This window comes from Flexivirga endophytica (assembly GCF_014640635.1).
GTDB classification, from domain to species: domain Bacteria; phylum Actinomycetota; class Actinomycetes; order Actinomycetales; family Dermatophilaceae; genus Flexivirga; species Flexivirga endophytica.
The window spans coordinates 1,041,359-1,057,404 of the sequence record NZ_BMHI01000001.1 but is presented as its reverse complement, the minus strand read 5'-3'; the positions used below and the strand labels follow the sequence as shown (position 1 = coordinate 1,057,404).

Annotated in this window: 17 protein-coding genes; 3 read left to right on the top strand and 14 right to left on the bottom strand. The window is 65.8% G+C overall.

The features are described from left to right. Positions 1–236: 236 nt before the first annotated feature. The 13 genes from IEX71_RS04820 to IEX71_RS04760 form a co-directional block, all read right to left on the bottom strand. Entirely contained in the window at positions 237–728 is a 492-nt protein-coding gene (locus tag IEX71_RS04820) for a macro domain-containing protein (protein ID WP_229749463.1), read from the bottom strand. Positions 729–775: 47 nt separating this feature from the next. After that, on the bottom strand, positions 776–4,039 hold the full coding sequence (locus IEX71_RS04815; protein ID WP_188835760.1) for a LysM peptidoglycan-binding domain-containing protein: 3,264 nt from the start codon (positions 4,037–4,039) through the stop codon (positions 776–778). A 79-nt stretch (positions 4,040–4,118) separates the two neighbouring features. Further along, entirely contained in the window at positions 4,119–4,547 is a 429-nt protein-coding gene (locus IEX71_RS04810) for a pilus assembly protein TadG-related protein (protein ID WP_188835759.1), read from the bottom strand. Further along, entirely contained in the window at positions 4,547–5,002 is a 456-nt protein-coding gene (locus tag IEX71_RS04805; protein ID WP_229749461.1) for a TadE family protein, read from the bottom strand. Before IEX71_RS04805 ends, IEX71_RS04810 begins: the two co-directional genes overlap by 1 nt. Next, positions 4,999–5,421 carry a TadE/TadG family type IV pilus assembly protein gene (locus IEX71_RS04800; RefSeq protein WP_188835758.1) on the bottom strand — a complete coding sequence of 141 codons (423 nt, stop codon included), beginning with the start codon at positions 5,419–5,421 and terminating at the stop codon, positions 4,999–5,001. The genes IEX71_RS04805 and IEX71_RS04800 overlap by 4 nt, the downstream gene beginning before the upstream one ends. Before the next feature lie 17 nt (positions 5,422–5,438). Continuing rightward, positions 5,439–5,663, bottom strand: a complete 225-nt coding sequence (locus tag IEX71_RS04795; protein WP_188835757.1) for a hypothetical protein — start codon at positions 5,661–5,663, stop codon at positions 5,439–5,441. An 80-nt stretch (positions 5,664–5,743) separates the two neighbouring features. After that, complete coding sequence (locus IEX71_RS04790; protein ID WP_229749460.1) at positions 5,744–6,658, bottom strand: hypothetical protein; 915 nt, start codon at positions 6,656–6,658, stop codon at positions 5,744–5,746. Continuing rightward, on the bottom strand, positions 6,655–7,527 hold the full coding sequence (locus tag IEX71_RS04785) for a type II secretion system F family protein (RefSeq protein ID WP_229749459.1): 873 nt from the start codon (positions 7,525–7,527) through the stop codon (positions 6,655–6,657). The genes IEX71_RS04790 and IEX71_RS04785 overlap by 4 nt, the downstream gene beginning before the upstream one ends. After that, a complete protein-coding gene (locus IEX71_RS04780; protein WP_188835756.1) occupies positions 7,524–9,074 on the bottom strand; it encodes a TadA family conjugal transfer-associated ATPase in 1,551 nt (516 codons plus the stop codon). The genes IEX71_RS04785 and IEX71_RS04780 overlap by 4 nt, the downstream gene beginning before the upstream one ends. Continuing rightward, the gene (locus tag IEX71_RS04775) at positions 9,071–9,862 is read right to left on the bottom strand and encodes a hypothetical protein (RefSeq protein ID WP_188835755.1); all 792 of its coding nucleotides are present in this window, start codon (positions 9,860–9,862) and stop codon (positions 9,071–9,073) included. Before IEX71_RS04775 ends, IEX71_RS04780 begins: the two co-directional genes overlap by 4 nt. Next, a complete protein-coding gene (locus IEX71_RS04770; protein WP_188835754.1) occupies positions 9,862–10,560 on the bottom strand; it encodes an SAF domain-containing protein in 699 nt (232 codons plus the stop codon). Before IEX71_RS04770 ends, IEX71_RS04775 begins: the two co-directional genes overlap by 1 nt. A 21-nt stretch (positions 10,561–10,581) precedes the next feature. After that, on the bottom strand, positions 10,582–11,376 hold the full coding sequence (locus IEX71_RS04765) for a hypothetical protein (RefSeq protein WP_188835753.1): 795 nt from the start codon (positions 11,374–11,376) through the stop codon (positions 10,582–10,584). Between the two features lie 143 nt (positions 11,377–11,519). Continuing rightward, complete coding sequence (locus IEX71_RS04760) at positions 11,520–12,065, bottom strand: hypothetical protein (RefSeq protein ID WP_188835752.1); 546 nt, start codon at positions 12,063–12,065, stop codon at positions 11,520–11,522. Between the two features lie 693 nt (positions 12,066–12,758). Between IEX71_RS04760 and IEX71_RS04755 the strand changes: the two genes are divergently transcribed. Both IEX71_RS04755 and IEX71_RS04750 read left to right on the top strand, forming a co-directional pair. Continuing rightward, complete coding sequence (locus IEX71_RS04755) at positions 12,759–13,583, top strand: SDR family NAD(P)-dependent oxidoreductase (protein ID WP_188835751.1); 825 nt, start codon at positions 12,759–12,761, stop codon at positions 13,581–13,583. Positions 13,584–13,602: 19 nt separating this feature from the next. Then, the gene (locus IEX71_RS04750; protein ID WP_188835750.1) at positions 13,603–14,607 is read left to right on the top strand and encodes a GAF domain-containing protein; all 1,005 of its coding nucleotides are present in this window, start codon (positions 13,603–13,605) and stop codon (positions 14,605–14,607) included. Between the two features lie 263 nt (positions 14,608–14,870). Here IEX71_RS04750 and IEX71_RS22800 read toward each other — a convergent pair whose 3' ends face one another. Then, positions 14,871–15,371 carry a helix-turn-helix domain-containing protein gene (locus tag IEX71_RS22800; protein WP_373284550.1) on the bottom strand — a complete coding sequence of 167 codons (501 nt, stop codon included), beginning with the start codon at positions 15,369–15,371 and terminating at the stop codon, positions 14,871–14,873. A gap of 204 nt (positions 15,372–15,575) precedes the next feature. On the opposite strand from IEX71_RS22800, the gene IEX71_RS22795 reads away from it, so the two are divergent. Further along, a complete protein-coding gene (locus IEX71_RS22795; RefSeq protein ID WP_188835748.1) occupies positions 15,576–15,914 on the top strand; it encodes a class I SAM-dependent methyltransferase in 339 nt (112 codons plus the stop codon). The last annotated feature ends 132 nt before the right edge of the window (positions 15,915–16,046 follow it).

Here is a 16,046-nt window from a genome sequence, read left to right as displayed (position 1 = left end):
ACCATGGCCATGCTCGGTCGATGGTGCGCTCCCGTAGCGCCGCGCCGGCGAGGATGTGCCACCCCATGGTCGGCCAGCTGACTCGCAGCCGCGGGCCGTCGGGGGTAGCGACCCAGTCGTGCCCGAACATCCGAGCCCAGAACGACGGCTGTACCTGCATGGTGGTCCTCCCCGATTCACCCGACGATGCACCATCGTGCACAGCCGCCCTGACAGCCGGGCCTGTAGCGGGCCGGTCAGAGGTGATCAAACGCGTCGTCGTGCTCGACGACGAGGACGTCGATCGGGTGTCCGTGGGTGTAGTTGCCGAGTGCTTTTTGGATGCAGTGCAGGGATGACGCACGGTCCAGGCCGCCGGACCCGGACCCGATCAGCGGCATCGCGATGCGGTGCATCTGGTGGGCGACCGCTGCCCGTATGACGGTGTGCACCGACGCATCGACCGTCGCCTCGGTGGCTCTCCAGACCAGATTCAGTCCGGCGACGTGGATGAGTTTGGTGTGTTCGCTCAGGTGCCCCGCATCCGTGATCACGCACCCGCCCACGGGGAGAACCCCGGCGCGGGCGAGCTGTTTCCACGGCCCGGGTCCGGTGCGGCGTTTCAATGCCCTGCTCACCCCGCCGGGGAACAGCAGCCAGCGCGGCATGTAGTTGCGGTTCCAGGGGTTGACCAGGGCGTCGACGTTGTCCATCTGCGCCAGGTCGCCAGAGATCTTGTGCACCCTCACCGCGGCCGGAACTTGTTCCGGGGTGGGGTCGCATCGTTGGCCCGGCATCAGCTGGCGGCTTTGTCAGGGTTCAGCCAGTTGCGGTTGCGGATGATCGTTTCCGTGCGCTCTGATAGCTCCGTGGGTGCCAGTCCGTCGTCCGAACGGTTGACCACGCCGGCGCGCAGGATGCGTTCCGCCTCCGCGTTGTGTCCCTCTGCGGCGGCGACGGCCGCGAGGTCAAGGCGCGGGATCTCCTCGCGAGGGGCCGCAAGGGCGGCGGTTTCGGCGGCTGCTCGCGCGGTGGTGACATCGCCGTTGCGTAGCGCCTCGGTGGTGACCATGTGTGCGACGTCGACGATGCCGCACACCATGTGATGGTCGAGCCGGTCTCCCTCGGTCAGCCAGGCTCCACCACCGGTGCGCAGTTGGTCGAACGGGATGCCGGAGACGAGTGTCAGGGCACGGCGCAGGTCTTGCATGCCGTCAGCGCCTCTGGCCTCGCCGCGTGCCCGCAACCGGCGGAACAGGTCGCCGTCGAAGAGAACACCACTGACCTGATAGACGCCCATCCCACGCTCCCTGGCCGCCGCGGACTCCTTGGCTCCGGGAAGGTATTTCTGTCCGGTCACGGGATCGGTGCCCAGCCATTCCCGCAGCGTATTGACGTCACGCCTGACGGTGCCGTCGGCGATGTTGAAGACCTCCCCCAGCTGGGCCGGAGTCACGCCAGCAGGGCGTGTCACGAGGTAGGCGAGTAGTTCGGTGTAGTACGCCTTGCGTTTAGCCACTGCGACGGCATCGCCGCGGGTGCGAGCCGAGACCGGGCCGAGCACGCTGAGCCGTGGTCTCGCACAGTCATCGCTGAACCATGCCTCGACGTCGGCGTCCAGGTCCGGGTCGGTCTCGTGCAGCTGATCCCGGACGGCGTCCGGGATCTTGGGCGCCAGGACGGCCAGATCCTCCGGTGTCGTTGCGGCCAGTGTGACGTACTCCTGGTCATCCCCGGCGAGCACGCTGTGGGCATCGTCGGCATCGGCGGTCCGCTCAAGGGTGTACTCCTCGCGCAACGCTCCGGCTTCGTTCACGAACGCGTGCCAGCCGGCCGCGTTTTCGGCGACCGGTATGTCGGTGTCGGGCTCGTCGGCCTGCCCGAACACCTGCGCGCATCCTTGCGCCTCCTCCCGCGTGAGGGTGACCGCAGCGAGTTCCAGGCCGACCGCCGGCATGGAGACCCTGCCGTCGGTATCGATGTGCAGTTCGACCTCGACGAGGTGATCATCGCTAGCTCCGCTGCGGTTGAGTAGAACGGCGGTGCCGGTCAGCCCCGGGTGGCTTTCGATGAGCTCGAGAACCTGACGTAGTTCTTTGCTGGGTTGCCGGCCGGCGAGGTCGACGATCATCACGCGCGCCTGCCAGGCGTCATCGCCGTGCCGGTGTGCGCGGGCCGTGGTGACGTCGACTCCTCCGGCCTGTTCGAGAGTGCCGATCGCGTCGGCCAGCAGTTCGGCGGCGATGTCCCTCCGTTCAGTGTCTGGGTGCAGCCGGATCCTGGCGGGGTCGAGCTGGTCGAGGCCGTCGGCGATGCCGACGCAGTCGACACGCACACCTTCGGACCAGTCATTCACGGCGAGTTCGGCCACCAAGTAGCGGACGAATTCGCGTCCGCGTTCGACATCGCCGCTGATGTTCAGTGCACCGAAGTCCTCCAGGTTGATCAGCCAAACGTCGCCCTCGTCGCCGCTGCCGATGGCGACCAGCATGGGCAATGGGGCGGCCCGGTCGTCATACTCGTCGTCGCTGCCCGTGACCAGGCCATCGGCCGCTTCGGCGGTCATCGTCCAGTGCAACCCGTCGTCGGTCCCTGTCCACGGGACGGGCAGGGTGGCCGCGTCGCTCAGGTGCAGCACGGTCTGCTCCGGGGTCCACTGCAGGGCAGCGATGGACGGCATCGTGTCGTCCTGGGTCTGCACAGCGAGATGACGCAGGATGGCGTCGATCTGGACCACCATCGGCACTGCCTGCGCGCTCACGGTGACGATCGTCTTCTCCACCGCGGCGAGTTCCGGCGGCGGGACGGCGATCGTCTTTCCGGGGCGCCGGGCGCGGAACTGTGCTGCGCGGCGGCGGCGCAGGGCCATCCACAGTCCCCCGGCCAGGACCATCCCAGCGCCAGTCAGGCCAGTCAGCATCCAGGGCGCCGTGGATTCCTGGTGGACTCCTGCGGCTGCGGCCTGGTGTACGTCATTTCCCCGTGGTGTGCTGTCGCCTGACGGGACGTGCGCCGGTGGCGTCGGTGTCACCGGAAGGGGCTGCGCCGGCTGCGTGGCCGGCGGCTGAACGCTCGGTGCTGCGGGCGCAGATGACGCGGGCGGAGTATGACGCCGCGGCGAGTTGCGCGGGGTGGCGTGGCCTGTCGGGCGCGACAACTTGGGGTGGTTGGTTGCACCGGTCCTACCGGGTATGACGATTTTCCATCCCGGCTCGATGAGGTTCGGGTTGGTCAGGTGCGCCCCGCCCGGCTGGATCGTCTGAGCTGTGGCGGCGACGATCTCGGGAACCTGGTCGGCATCGCCGAGCTCGTGTTCGGCGATGCCGCTGAGGGTGTCGCCCGGCTTGACGGTCACGACATGCTCGTGGGCAGGCGGCCCGCTCTCGTCCGGGACCAGCAGCACCCACCCGGGCTTCAGGAAGCCCGGGTTGTCGCCGAGTGTCTGGTGGTTGACCGCTGCGATCTCGGTGTACCTCTGTCCCGAGCCCAGGTACTCCCGGGCGATCGACCACAGGCTGTCGCCGCGTTGCACGGTGTATTTCACCGTCGGCGCGCTCGGTGAGCGTGCCTCCGGGGCTGCTGCTGCGCGCTCCGATCGCTTGTGCTCCGCTTTGGCGGTGTGCGTGTCGACGGTGGCATGGGTGGATGCAGTCGCGACCTGGTGCGCCGGCAAGGGTGCCGCGTTCGCGGCCTGCGCCACAACCGGGGATGCCGCGAAGAGCATGATCGCGGCGCCGACCAGGCCGCGGGCCGCGGACTGCGGCATGCGCAAGCCCGGTAAGGTGGGAGCGTGGATGCCGCGGATCCGCGACACCACTTCCACCAGAATCGACAGGCTGAGGAATGCCCAGCTTGCCCAGGCAATGATCTTGATGACGCTGAGCGCCAGCGTGCCATCGTCCGGGCTAATCAGCGTGGTGCGAATCGTCTCCCAGGACGGGACGGTGTGCGGCAACGGGTCGGCACCGACAGCCAGAAGAACCAGCGGCAGCGCGACGACGATCCCGACGATCGCCAAGAGGGCCATGAGCCCTGCGGCACGTTGGCGAATGTTGTTCATCGTTCGTCTGTTCCTCTCTCGGCGAGCCCGTTCATACGCCAGATGTCGGCTGCTGCCGCTTGGCGCCCATGTTGTGCGCCTAACCTCGGGCACCGTTCTGCACCCGCTCCAGGTGCGCGGTGCTGTGTCCGGTCACCGGAAAGCTGTTCAGGCCGATGACCGACAGGAACTTCGTCGCGTACTGGTCATGCGTGGTCACGGTCAGCGTGCTTCCATGCACGGTGACGCTGCCGTGTACCCCCGCCGCCGCGAGATACTGCTCGGCGGCCGCGGCTGCCTGCGTGGTGTTGACGCTGAGGGTGTCGCCACGGATCGCCGAGTTGGCTGTCACCTGTTCGCCGGCGGCGCGCGCGGCCTGCGCGGCGACGTCGCGGGCGCGCTGCTCGGCGTGCACTTGCCCGGTGAGATCGACCGCGAGGCCGACCAGGATCACCATCATCACACTGGCGGTCATGATCAGCACGCTGATCGAGCCGCGCTCTGGGTCGGTACGAAGTAACCGCCTCATCACCGCTCCCTGAAGGTGTCGATGGGGCTAGTCGCCGACTCAGTGACTGTCAAGGATCCTGGTACCCCGGGTATGGACAGATCCGACAGATTCACCCGGCATGTGACGGTTGCCGTCACCCGTGCCGGGGTGCCAACGGGCGCGCTGAAGCCAGCAGTGTCGACCGTCACACTCTGCGTAATGCACTGCACTTGTTGGTTTTTCAGACTTGCGGCCCCGGCAGCCGTCGCTGTACCGCTCGCGTCGCCCGCACTGCGGGCGATGGATGCCGTGCGGGCCGCGTCTGCGGCCGCGGACTCCACGGCTTGATGCGCCATGATCGTCCGTCCGCCGAAGATGATGAGCCCGACGAACAACATGAACGCGGGTACGCCGATCACCGCCTCGATGACTGCCGAGCCCTCGTCTTCGTGCCGATGTGTTGCCTTGGCCAACACTCGTCCCATGGGCATCATCCGGTGATCCGTTCCACGGGCACAGTCGCGCTCTGGTGCACGGCGATCGTCCAGCCGGGTATGACGCTCATGCTGCTGCCCGAGACGGTCACCGTCGCGGTGGTCGCACTGCGCGAACTGTGTACCGAGGTAGCAGAAATGACGCCTGGTCCCGCATCGGCGAGGAGTCCGGCGGCTTCCACGGTTCCTGCACCGGCGGTTCCGTACTGTGCTCCGGCCGCACGTGCGCCCTCCTGCGCGGCTGCGATGGCGACCGCCCTGGCGTGATACCAGAGTGCGGCCTGCATCCCGGCGAACAGGACGGCGAGCACGGCGGGCAGCAGGAGCACCATCTGAATGGTGGCCATACCGCGGTCACCCGACCCGTGGGCGGGCAGAACCCGGCGGCGCAGCCGCCCGCAGATGCTGGTCACGGTCATCCTGGGTCGCCTCTTGCCTACTTCAGGGTCCCGGCCTTCGACTTGACGTATGCCGTGATGGCGCCGACGGCGATCCCGACGATGATGATGATGGCGACGGCCCACAGGACGTTCTCCATCGTCAGGGAGCCGGCTTCGTTGTCATGCTCACGCAAGGTCGTCTTGGCACGGTCCGACAGCTCATTGCCTTTGTCGGTCAGGCGCATTCCCAGGGTGTGGAGTGTTGCGATCAGGTAGGTCATGATGTCGCCCTTTCTGGTGGTTCGGTGATCGTTGGTCAAAGGTGTCGGTTGGGGATGGCTGGGCGGTTCGGTGTGCGATGTCAGACCCCGCCTCCCATGACTCGCAGCAAGGCCGGCGCGACAAGTAACGCCATGAAGATGACCCCGAGAAGCGACATCGGGATGCTCATCCGTTCACCGATCTCGTTCGCCTTGGCGAGCTCGGTGTTGAGCATGGCGGCTCGCAGCGACGCAGAGCGTGCCCGCAGCTGGTTGTAGGTCTGGGCGTCTTCCTCGCCGGAGAGCCGCAGGATGCTGGCCAGGTCCTCCAGCTCCGGCAAGCCGAGTTCGTCGGCCAGGCCTTTGAGGGCGTCCCACGGAGCGACGCCGTTCCACCGGGACCGTGCGAGTTCTTCGCTGAGACGTCTGAACACCCAGCTATCTCCTACTGCTGCGGCTACTTCCATCGCTTGGCGTGACCCGCTGCTGCTGTTGCGCTCGAGCGCGACCAGATCGATGTAGGCGCCTAGCGCGCGAGAGAACTCCGCTCGCGACTTTTTCGCTTCGTCGCGTGCGTTCAGATCTGGGATGAAGAACATCACGGCAGCCAGGGCGATCGTGGCGATGACCGGGAGAACGATCGGCGGCTGGAATCCGAATACACCCAGCAGAAAGGTGAAGAACGGCGGGATGACCAGGCCGACCGCGGCAAACATCAGCTTCTCGCCGTAGAACCTGGCCACCGGAATCCGCAGGATCGCCAGTTCTTTGGTGGGGGTGCGCGCCCACGCTGCGGCCGGAAAGGTCTTCATGGCCCACCTGCCCAGGCGCTCCGTGCGGTCCGCGGGTTCGGCCAGTAGTGCGGTTGTGGTTCGGCGTCCGTGTTCGGGCGAGAGCCTGTCCAGGGCATCAGCAAGGTCTGGCTCTGCTGGGATGAACCGCCAGACGAGACATACCACGCCGAGCGCGATCAGCGCTCCACCGAGCAACGCCAGCTGGAATCCGGTAGTGATCATGCGGCGTTCTCTTTCACTTCGGTCCCGATGAACCGGGGGATCTCTTCGCCCTCGGCCATCCGGCGCATCCAGATCAAAGTCGCGACGTATGCACACAGGAGCAGCCCGGCGATCGCTTCGCCGATCGGTGTTCTGTACGGGGCGACGTACTGCCCGGTCATCGCGAGGAAGACCAGGACGCCTGCAGTGATGGTCGTCACCCACCGCGCGGTAGAGCGTGGCTTGGCACGGTCCGCCTCAATCTGCCGGCGGGCACGGACGTCAGCGGCGACGGATGCGGCGAGGGCCTCCAGCACACTGGCCAGGCCGCGGCCGCGGCGTCGTGCGCCGAGGATCAGGTTCGCCGCGACCAGGTCACCGGTGGGGTCATCGAGGTCGTCGGCGAACGCCCGCAATGCGTCCTCGGTGTTCCAGCGGGCTTGCAGTCGCCGGACGAGAAGATTCACCTCGGGTGCGATCGGTTCGGGCACGGACCGGCCCGTGGCGATCAGCCCCTGCTCGAGGCCGACTCCCACGGTCAGGACGCCGGCCAGGGAGCGGATCCAGTCCTCGAGTGCTTCGAGGCGATCGATCTTCGCAGCGGCACCTTTCGATGACAGCAGCGCGGGCAGACCGACGACGGCCGCTGGGACGGCGGCGATCGCGATGATCCATCCGGTCAGGAGGGCGATGATGAGGCCTGCGCCGGCCCCGCCGAGTAGCAAGGCTCGCGTCTGGGGAGACGTTTGTGCGAGCCTGGCCACGAGCGGCAATCGGGTCCGGGCCGGCGCAGGCGGCTTCTCGGGGGTGCGGCGGAAGCCGAGGATGGTGCCAAGCACGCCACCCAGGATCAGCGCGCCAGCCATTGCCGGGATGAACGGCGTCATCATGCTCGCCCCTGGCTCTCGATCTCGAAGGCTCGAGTATCGAAACCGAAGGCCTCCAGGTCGCGCAGATGGTCGGGGAGCACCGCCGCGGTCCCGGGCCCACGGGGGCTCGGGCGGAACACGTGCGTAATGGCGTAACCGATCTCCTTCTCGCCAGGTTCGACGGCCACGATCTCGGAGACCCACCGCTTGCGCTTTGTCTGGCCGTCTTGTGCGTTGCCCGTTTCCAAATTCACGTAGACGACCAGATCGATGTGTTCAGCGATGGCGCGGGTCGCGTACTCCGGTGTCACGTGTGCGCCGGCTTCCATCGCGCACGTGATCAGCTTGCGGATCGCGCCCGAGGCGCTGCCAGCGTGCGTGGTGCTGATCGAGCCTGTGCCGGACTGCATCGCCTTGATCATGGCGATGACTTCCTTGCCGCGAACCTCACCGACGATCTGTCGTGACAGGTTGAACCGAAACGAGTCGTACAGCAGCTCGTCGAGGGTGACCTCACCGGCGGGGCGGCCGTCTGGACCGATCTCCCCCGAGCCCGGGCGCGCCTCGAACGGCACGATCCGCCGGTGCTTCTTACCGAACTCGTGCAGGTGCAGCTCATACTCGGTCTCGAACGTCCCGATCCGCTCGTATGGGTCGAACTCGGCGCACAGCGCACGCACCAGCGTGGTCTTGCCAGCACCTTGGTCGCCTGCCACCACGATGGACTTCTTCGCCTTCACCGCCGCACGCAGGAAAGTGACCTGCAAGTCGCTGAGCGTGCCGTTGTCGCGCAGTTGATCCAAGTCGACCTGTTGCAGCCGGTGTCGCCGGATCACCACTGCCGGACGCGGCGTGTTCCAGGCAACCGCAGCCATGCGGGCTCCGCCGTCCAATCGCATATGCAGCCTCGGCTGCGCCTCGGAAAACGGTCGTGTGTTGCCTTCACTGCGCGATGCCAAGAAGGTCAGGAACTCCAACAGCTCTTCGTCGGAGTCGGCTACCGGGGGACCTGCGCGAAGGCTGCCGTCGGCGTACTCCAACATCACGTCCTCGGCGCCGTAGATTTCGACGTTCTCGACCTCGTCGTCATCGACAATCGGTTGCAGACGCCCCAGCCCGAACAATGCGTTATAGATGGCTTCCGCGAGCCGCTGCTGCTCGTCGAGAGTCCACGCGTTGTCTCCGTCCGCAACGGCGTCCTGCGCGGAGTCCTCCAGGAGTTCGAGGATGATCGTGCGGCCAAGCTCCCGCCGCGACCGCTCGTCCAGGCCAACTCGCTCGTCACCCAGAGCGGTCAGGAGCTTGTCCGAGGCCTGCTTGCGGAACGCGGCCACCAACGACCAATCAATGTCGGCGTGGGCGGTCGCACCGCGTCGCCGTGGAGTAACGAATGGGTTTTCGCCCGAGCGAATCCGTTCCGGCCGGGAGCTGAGCCGGGAGCGAGCATGGTCGATCGACTCGACCTGCCCGCCAGCTTCAGGCTCGGCAAACAGTGGAAGCGCGGTCGGGTCTGGGATGGCGGTCGGGTCAGTCGGGTCGCTCGGCCCCTCATGGGGGTTTGCGGTCATGCGCGTGCTCCCGTCTCCGCGGTGCCCAACTCAGCGCGATTGGCTGCGATAGCTCCTTCCGCGGCCGCGCAGGTCGCACGTATGCCGCGAACCAGTGAGGCGCTGTCGAATTTGCGGGGCTTGTGCGCGCCGTTGGAGAACACTTCAGCCATCTCCGGTTCCCACGGAACGGTTGCGGCCACGGGGATCTGCAGCACTTTCGCGACCTCCGCCGGGCCATACGGGCGGCCTTTGCCGATCAGCAGTGTTCGCAGTTGTTGCAGCGCGCCCCGCCGCTCGAAGGCATCGTGCAAAGTGTTCGCCCAGGATCGGGCTCCGGCCAAGGACGGCAAATTTGTCCTCGTCGTGAACAGGGTCAGGTCGGATCCGTAAATCAGCGCATCGGGTGAGTTGGTCATCCCCAGCCGGCCCGCGTCAACGATCACGTCCTGGCCCGTTCGTTCGAGCCCACGCAACACGGCCAGCAAGGGCTCCCACACGTCGACCAAGCTGCGGGACTGAGCGTGATTGCGCACACCAGCCAGGAGCATCACCGTCGATCCCTGAATCGGGATTACATTCGTCGCGACCGCGTCAGCAAGGGCGCCGCTGCGGTGCGCCAACGCCAAGTCGATGAGTCCGCGGGAGCTCGCAACTTCACCGCGGAAGAATCCGGCCAGCACACTGCTCCCACCCGTGGGGTCGGCTTCGACAAGAACGACCGGTCGAGGCCAGCACACCGCCATGCCGAGGGCCGTGCTGGTGACTCCGGGTGAGCCCGAGGCCGACATCAACGTCACAACGGCCATCAGTGCTCCCGAGAATCCAGCACGATCGCGACCTTGCCCGTTGAGGCCTGCACGGCCAGTTCGGCGGCCTGCGAGTCGGGAACGGCGACGTCGACGACCTGCTGACCCGCACTGCCCCCGGCTTGCACATCGACGACCGTCGCGGTTGTCGAAGCCCGTGTAGTTGCCGCTGTGGAGCCGCCTTGGCCGCCTGGCGTTGTGATCACGCGAATGTTGTCTCCCGGCTGCAGGGCGATAGCTGGCAGCTGCCCCGGAGTGACACCGACGCCAACGACGGACTGCCCACTTGCCGGCACAAGGGTGCTGGTCACCGCGCTCCAGGTGAGCAACCCGCCTGCGGCCATGTCGTATGCGGCACGTTTGCCGACGACCTGGCTGATGTCATTGCCGGACACTGGCGTCACACCGCTGTCTGCCCTCAGCCGGACGGTCATGAGGTCGTTGCGCTGGATGACGTCACCGCGATGGACGATCGTCCGAAGCGCAATAACCTCCTTCGCCGAGCTCGCCGAGGTGTACGCCATCATGCCGAGCAGTGCGCCCAGGCATACCGCTGCCACCGAGGCGGCGATCAGGACCGGCCTTCTGCGGAGCTTGGTCGGCGCGGCGACCACCTGCTCGTGGCTGTTCGGTTCCTCCGTCGGGCTCTTCGCGTTCCGGCGTCTCGACTGCTGCTGTTCCTCGGTCGCGATGACCATGATGTCTCCCCAGTTACTTCTTCATTGAGTGAGGACTTGCGCCTCGCCGATGCGAATAGTCGTCGTCCTCGTAGTGGTGACCGGGATCGTTCCCGATTGGCCGATGCCCGACCAGTTGATGACCCAGTAGCTCGTCGCGGTCACCGTGTAAGTGCCCTGCTTGGTGTACATGTCGTGCCCGCAGGTCGGGGACTTCGACTTGCCCGCCGCGTCGTAGTACGGGGTGCCCTTGTTGGCGCAGCTGATCTGCTGGCCATCGCCCATATTCCAGACGATGTGATCGACCTTGCCGGTCGCCGTCACGGTGTAGCCGGCTGCTGAGGCGGATTTGGTGATCGGGCCCCAGGTGTTCGGAGCCGGGCTCTTGACCCACATCCACTGCGGCATCCCGACCAGGCCGACCGACCCCCGAGCGTTGCGCGGCACGATCCCGATCGTGATCGCTTTGAGGTCCATCGCCGCGGTGGCCTCGCGCGCCAGCGCCACCGGGTCAGGTGGTGCCTTCGGCCCACCCGGCTGGGTCTGTGACCAGAAGAAGAACCGCGAGGTGATCATGTCGCACTGGTAGACCGTGCCGGCGGTGTGACCGCCCCAGATCGCGTCCGACTTCGGCGGCTGCGGCTTCGCCACGCTGACGTAGCACTGCTTGTCCGGCGACCACCAGGCCCCACCGTAGGTGCATGGGATCGTCTTGCCCGTGGCGTTGTTGACACACTTCTCCTTGCTGTTCGGGGGCGGTTTCTTTCCCGGGGGTCCCGGCGTCGGCGGCGGCGTGGGTGTCGGCCCTGGCGGGCCGGGCACCACAATGGTGATCACGCACCGGTGCTGCGTCGGGTCCCACGACGAGCCGGGCGGGCAGCTGACTCCACCTGCAGCGTGCGCAGACGGTGCCGCGGCAACTCCGACGAAGGCCAGCGCCGCCCCGGCCGCGAGAGCACCCGCCCCAGTCCGTCTTCGGGTCAGCATGTCCCGGTCTGTCTCTGAGTCGTGACGTACCACTTCAGGGTCTTCGGATCCTGGGTAACCCCGTAAGCCCAGCCGCTGCGTGAAGTGCCCGGCGGCACCGAGCGCGGCTTGCCGTTCTTGTACGGCGTTACCTCGCTCACGTCGACGCACGCGGCCACCTTGTAGGTCAGCGGGTCCACCGCCGATGTCGCGGAAGGACTCTCGACCATCGTCGAGCCCTTCGCCGTCTCGCCGCGCTGGCGCGCCGCGCCGATGTTGTACTGGTACTGCGCGAGCACCTGGCCGCGCGCCACCAGGTCGAGCGACGTCAGGTCACCCTTGGGTAGGGCATCTAACTGGTCGACCTTCTTCCAGAACGCGATGACGGCCGCGATCGCAGCGGCCTTGTTCTTGGCAAGTGGGTCCGTGCTCGTCGACGTGGACGGGCTCGCGGAGGTCGGCATGCTTGAGGGCGTCGACGAGACCGCGGACGTCGATGTGCTCGACGACGGCGCGCTGCCGCCACTGTTTGAGCAGCCACCTGTCGCGGCGATGGCCACAGCTGCGGCCACCCCGACCAGCGACCGGCCGCAGCGAGTGTTCAACTTCGTCCCTGTCATGTGCTTGTCCTCATTCATGGCTCCAGTCTCTTGAAGCTGTGGTCTCCCCCGTCGTGCGCGGCAACCTCGAATTATGATGTTTTTACACTAGTGGTTTTTCATCACTGGTCAACCACTTCGCGGACGGGATCAGCGCCTCTCGCCCAGACGGAAGTCCAACTCGCTGCGAGCAGACCAGCTGCCCGCGATGCACGCCGGAGCGGCTCCGAGGACGTTGGCTTGCGGCTCTGCCAGAACGAGGTAGTGCTTGTCACAGTCGACACCGAGTGCCCGCCCTCTTCGACCGCGTTCGTTCGATGCGGCCTTCTGGCACGACACGGGATCCGATCGGCGGCCGGCGGTGTGGGCGCGAGTCATTTGGACCTGGCCATCCCTGTGGCCAGGGCGCGCATCTGGCCATTTCGCGCGTGTCACAACAGCGGCGACCTCTGGTTGAGGCCGACGCGGGCGGGAACGCGGATCGCGCGTGGATTGACTGCCGCTATCCCGGCACGCGCTCCAGCTCATGGACGACATACGAAGTCACCTCTGGTGAGCGCCAGGGGCACACACCGTGCTATGCAATGCCTCGTGAGGCACCGCATCCTTAGCTCAGGACTCCGACCGAGACGACAGGCGCAGAGCCGAACTCACGTGCGTGAGCGGCAGCGGGATAATACCTCGCACACCTTCAATCAGAAGTCGCCAGCGGAGCCTAGAAGTGCCCTCATCACCGGGGCAGCCGACGGGATCGGGATCGCCCTCGCGAGACACCTCGCAGGCACCTATCAAGAGCTAATTCTTGTTGATACGGCTGCGGATTCGCTCGTCAGCCTAGCTGCCGACTTGCCGTGCCAAACGAAGATAGCGGCACTGGATGTCACGGCCGAGGCATACCGATTCGACCTCGCAAGCCTGGTCGAAAAATCACCACTTCTTGACGGTGTCTTTACCTTCGCCGGTGTTATGCACACAGGAGAAGTGCGCAGGAGCACCTTCGAAGACTTGGTACGAGTCATTAACATCAACCTGATCGGCACGATCGCAACCGTGCATGCGTGTCTGCCATACCTCACTCCTGGTTCAAGCATCGTCACCGCGTCGAGCGCCATCGAAAGCGTCGCGATGCCCCGCCACTCGTCGTATGTTGCCAGTAAGGCCGGCGTCTACGGGTTCACGCGGACCCTGGCAAACGAGCTGGATCAAGAAGGCACCGGGATCCGTGTCAGCACCGCCCTGATCGGTGGCGTTCGCACTGACATTCTGCGCAACGGCAGCTTCGCCGAGAACGAGGACCGAGCCGACCGGTCGGCTAGCTTCGACCGTCGTGTCGGCCGGTCATCAGCCGACCAAATTGCTCGCGCCATCGTGCGCGGCCAGCAGCATGGGTCGCGGGTGATATACGCCGGCCTCGATTCCCGGATCGCGGCACTGCTCGCGCGGACCATCGGTCGTTACACTCGACTTCCGCGCGTCTGACCTTTGGGGGGGTGCAGGTATGTCTGAGCACGAGTGGTGTCTAGTCGAGACTTTTGGTCTTAAACCACCTACATTGATTGGTCTCGGCTCCAGGCCACGGAGCATGGTGCCGCTGGACCGGTTCTTTGCCCGCAGCCGGACCTCCCTCGGCATGGCACGCACGGCCCTGGAGCACGTCGCGGAAGCCAATGAGCCCTGTGACATGGTTGACACTGCTGGACGCCGATGCATTGCTCACCCGCTCAGTGCCTATGACGGCCAGGTCAACGGCGCTTGGCTCTGGCTGGGACACAAGGACGAGCCAGAACCTGCTACGCCTCATGACCCCGCTGGTGCCTGGTACTTCAACCTCACCAACTTCGAAGTGGGCGGATCCGACGAGCTACTCGACCTGTACCGCCAGCCCAATGACCAGCGGCGCACCAAGCGAGCAATGGGCGAAGCCTTCACCCGCCTCACTGCCGGCCCGGACGCTTCCGAGGCGCTTGCCAAGATCGTGCAGTCAAGACCTGGGAGCGAACACCAGGCAGTTTGGACAGTCGTCTGCGATGACGGTGACCGGCGTGCGGCTCACTTCTCCTGCCGGGCTGTACTGCACAGCACGGAGGACGGCCCGCAGATCATCATGCATGGCATCACCCACGACATCGGCCCTGCAGACGACGTACCCCAAGCTCCTCACCTCGCGGTCCTCGAGCGTCGCGTCCTGGACGCAGCAGCTCAACCCGGCACCCACCGCGCGATCGTCGACGTACGCACCGGCCACATCATTCAATGGATCGACGCACCACCCTCGTCCATTGACTGGGCCGTACCCGGCATCGACATTTTTCATCCGGACGACGCCGCAGTGGTCCACCATCTGAACCGCCTAGGCGAGAACGCAGTCACCGCATCCCTCCGCCTACGTTGCACCGATGTGACGTGGATATCCGTGATCGTGACAAGCCAACCGATGCTGCTCAACAACTCGACGACGGCCGCGCTCTGGACCATCGATGTGAACAGCTCGTTAAATGGATAGGGTAATTGTCTCGGACGACCATGCGGCTTTCCATGATTCTACAGGCCGTCATCAGGGAACCTTCAAATTCGCCTGGCTTGACCACGGCTTGACGGCTTCACGGCTTGACGGCTTCTCCTCACACCGAACAACCGGTCGCGCGCCGACGGACGCTCGCGTGTGACTAATGGCGGGAGCCTGCGTCGAAATATTGGACGACCGACAGACAGTTGGAAGGATCGAAACACCACGCTCGTCGCTCGGCGCGCGGGCAATCTCGTCACTCAAGCATGTCTTGCGTTCTTGACCGCGAGTTGGAAGGCACGCCGCACTGCGAGCTGATCGACAGCGAGTTTCGCAGCCATGCCCCTCAGAGAGTCAACGCCTGGCATGCGGCTGCTGACACCTCGCTCCCAGCGCTCATACGTCGACGTCGAGACAAACGCACTCTCTGCGACTTCCGCCGTGCTCAGCGCGACCCGTCTACGCAGAGCACGCAAATCAGGTGCCTCAGAAGCGATACCAAGTAGTTCCTCAACTGAAACATTCAAAGCGATCGCCAGCGCACTGACTGTCCGTGCCCTCGGGGCCATCTCCCCACGCTCCCACACCGAGACGCGTTCACCGCCCGAAACCCCTACAAGCCGCGCCAACTCGTGCTGCGTCAGACCAGCGCGTACACGGGCGGACCGCAACGCAGATGGGCTGAAGTCTGGCACGCAGCAACCATAGGGCCTTCGCCCCAATGCGATACCGATCACGTCGCATCCTTGACCTGTGAACATCGGCGACGCGGACTGCCACGGCGAGGTCGACCGCAGCCTGCTCAGCCACGAGCGTGGCCGGCGGTTTCGCACACCCCCATCTGCGAGGACATGAGATGACCGCCACTGCATACCCCGGGTCGCATATCCTGGCCGTCAGAGCGGGCCGGTCGCGACAGCTACCAGGAAGCATTCACCGGGAGCGCTGAGCCCAACTTGGCAGCCATGACTGGACTCTCCCCGCACGTAATCCGGCTGTTGCCACCTCAGTGCGACCGCACGGAAGAACTGCCATGTCACCGGCAGGGCTGGCCCCGAGCCGTTCCTTCCCTGGCGGCACACCTGGCCGCGGGTACCGGCAAGCTCACGCGTCCGCTGGTACCGCGGTTCGCGCGGGTAATCGCCTTCGAGCCCGACGACGGCATGCGACGTGTGCTCGCGGCCGCCTGCGCCGAAACAGAAGCGCTCGACGGGAGCGCGGAACATCTTCCGGTCGCTGTCGATTCGATCGACGCGGTCATCGTGACACAGGCCTTCCACTGGTTCGGACACCGACACGTCTAGGAGGGAGTTTGCGCGCGTGCCGCGGCCCGGCGGGGCCGTCATCGTGACCTGGAACGTCGCGCACTGGGCAGGTGGCACCGGAGATCTCGGCCGTCGAACAGTTGCACGCGACGATCTGGCCGAAGGATTTCG

What these genes read in the sequence shown, in the direction of transcription:
- IEX71_RS04780 (WP_188835756.1), bottom strand. Translation starts at nt 9,074, where the DNA reads ATGACCGCAAACCCCCATGAGGGGCCGAGCGACCCGACTGACCCGACC.
- IEX71_RS04815 (WP_188835760.1), bottom strand. Translation starts at nt 4,039, where the DNA reads ATGAACAACATTCGCCAACGTGCCGCAGGGCTCATGGCCCTCTTGGCG.
- IEX71_RS04770 (WP_188835754.1), bottom strand. Translation starts at nt 10,560, where the DNA reads ATGGTCATCGCGACCGAGGAACAGCAGCAGTCGAGACGCCGGAACGCG.
- IEX71_RS22800 (WP_373284550.1), bottom strand. Translation starts at nt 15,371, where the DNA reads ATGTTCACAGGTCAAGGATGCGACGTGATCGGTATCGCATTGGGGCGA.
- IEX71_RS04795 (WP_188835757.1), bottom strand. Translation starts at nt 5,663, where the DNA reads ATGACCTACCTGATCGCAACACTCCACACCCTGGGAATGCGCCTGACC.
- IEX71_RS04810 (WP_188835759.1), bottom strand. Translation starts at nt 4,547, where the DNA reads ATGAGGCGGTTACTTCGTACCGACCCAGAGCGCGGCTCGATCAGCGTG.
- IEX71_RS04800 (WP_188835758.1), bottom strand. Translation starts at nt 5,421, where the DNA reads ATGACCGTGACCAGCATCTGCGGGCGGCTGCGCCGCCGGGTTCTGCCC.
- IEX71_RS04775 (WP_188835755.1), bottom strand. Translation starts at nt 9,862, where the DNA reads ATGGCCGTTGTGACGTTGATGTCGGCCTCGGGCTCACCCGGAGTCACC.
- IEX71_RS04790 (WP_229749460.1), bottom strand. Translation starts at nt 6,658, where the DNA reads ATGATCACTACCGGATTCCAGCTGGCGTTGCTCGGTGGAGCGCTGATC.
- IEX71_RS04785 (WP_229749459.1), bottom strand. Translation starts at nt 7,527, where the DNA reads ATGATGACGCCGTTCATCCCGGCAATGGCTGGCGCGCTGATCCTGGGT.
- IEX71_RS04750 (WP_188835750.1), top strand. Translation starts at nt 13,603, where the DNA reads ATGTCTGAGCACGAGTGGTGTCTAGTCGAGACTTTTGGTCTTAAACCA.
- IEX71_RS04805 (WP_229749461.1), bottom strand. Translation starts at nt 5,002, where the DNA reads ATGATGCCCATGGGACGAGTGTTGGCCAAGGCAACACATCGGCACGAA.
- IEX71_RS22795 (WP_188835748.1), top strand. Translation starts at nt 15,576, where the DNA reads ATGACTGGACTCTCCCCGCACGTAATCCGGCTGTTGCCACCTCAGTGC.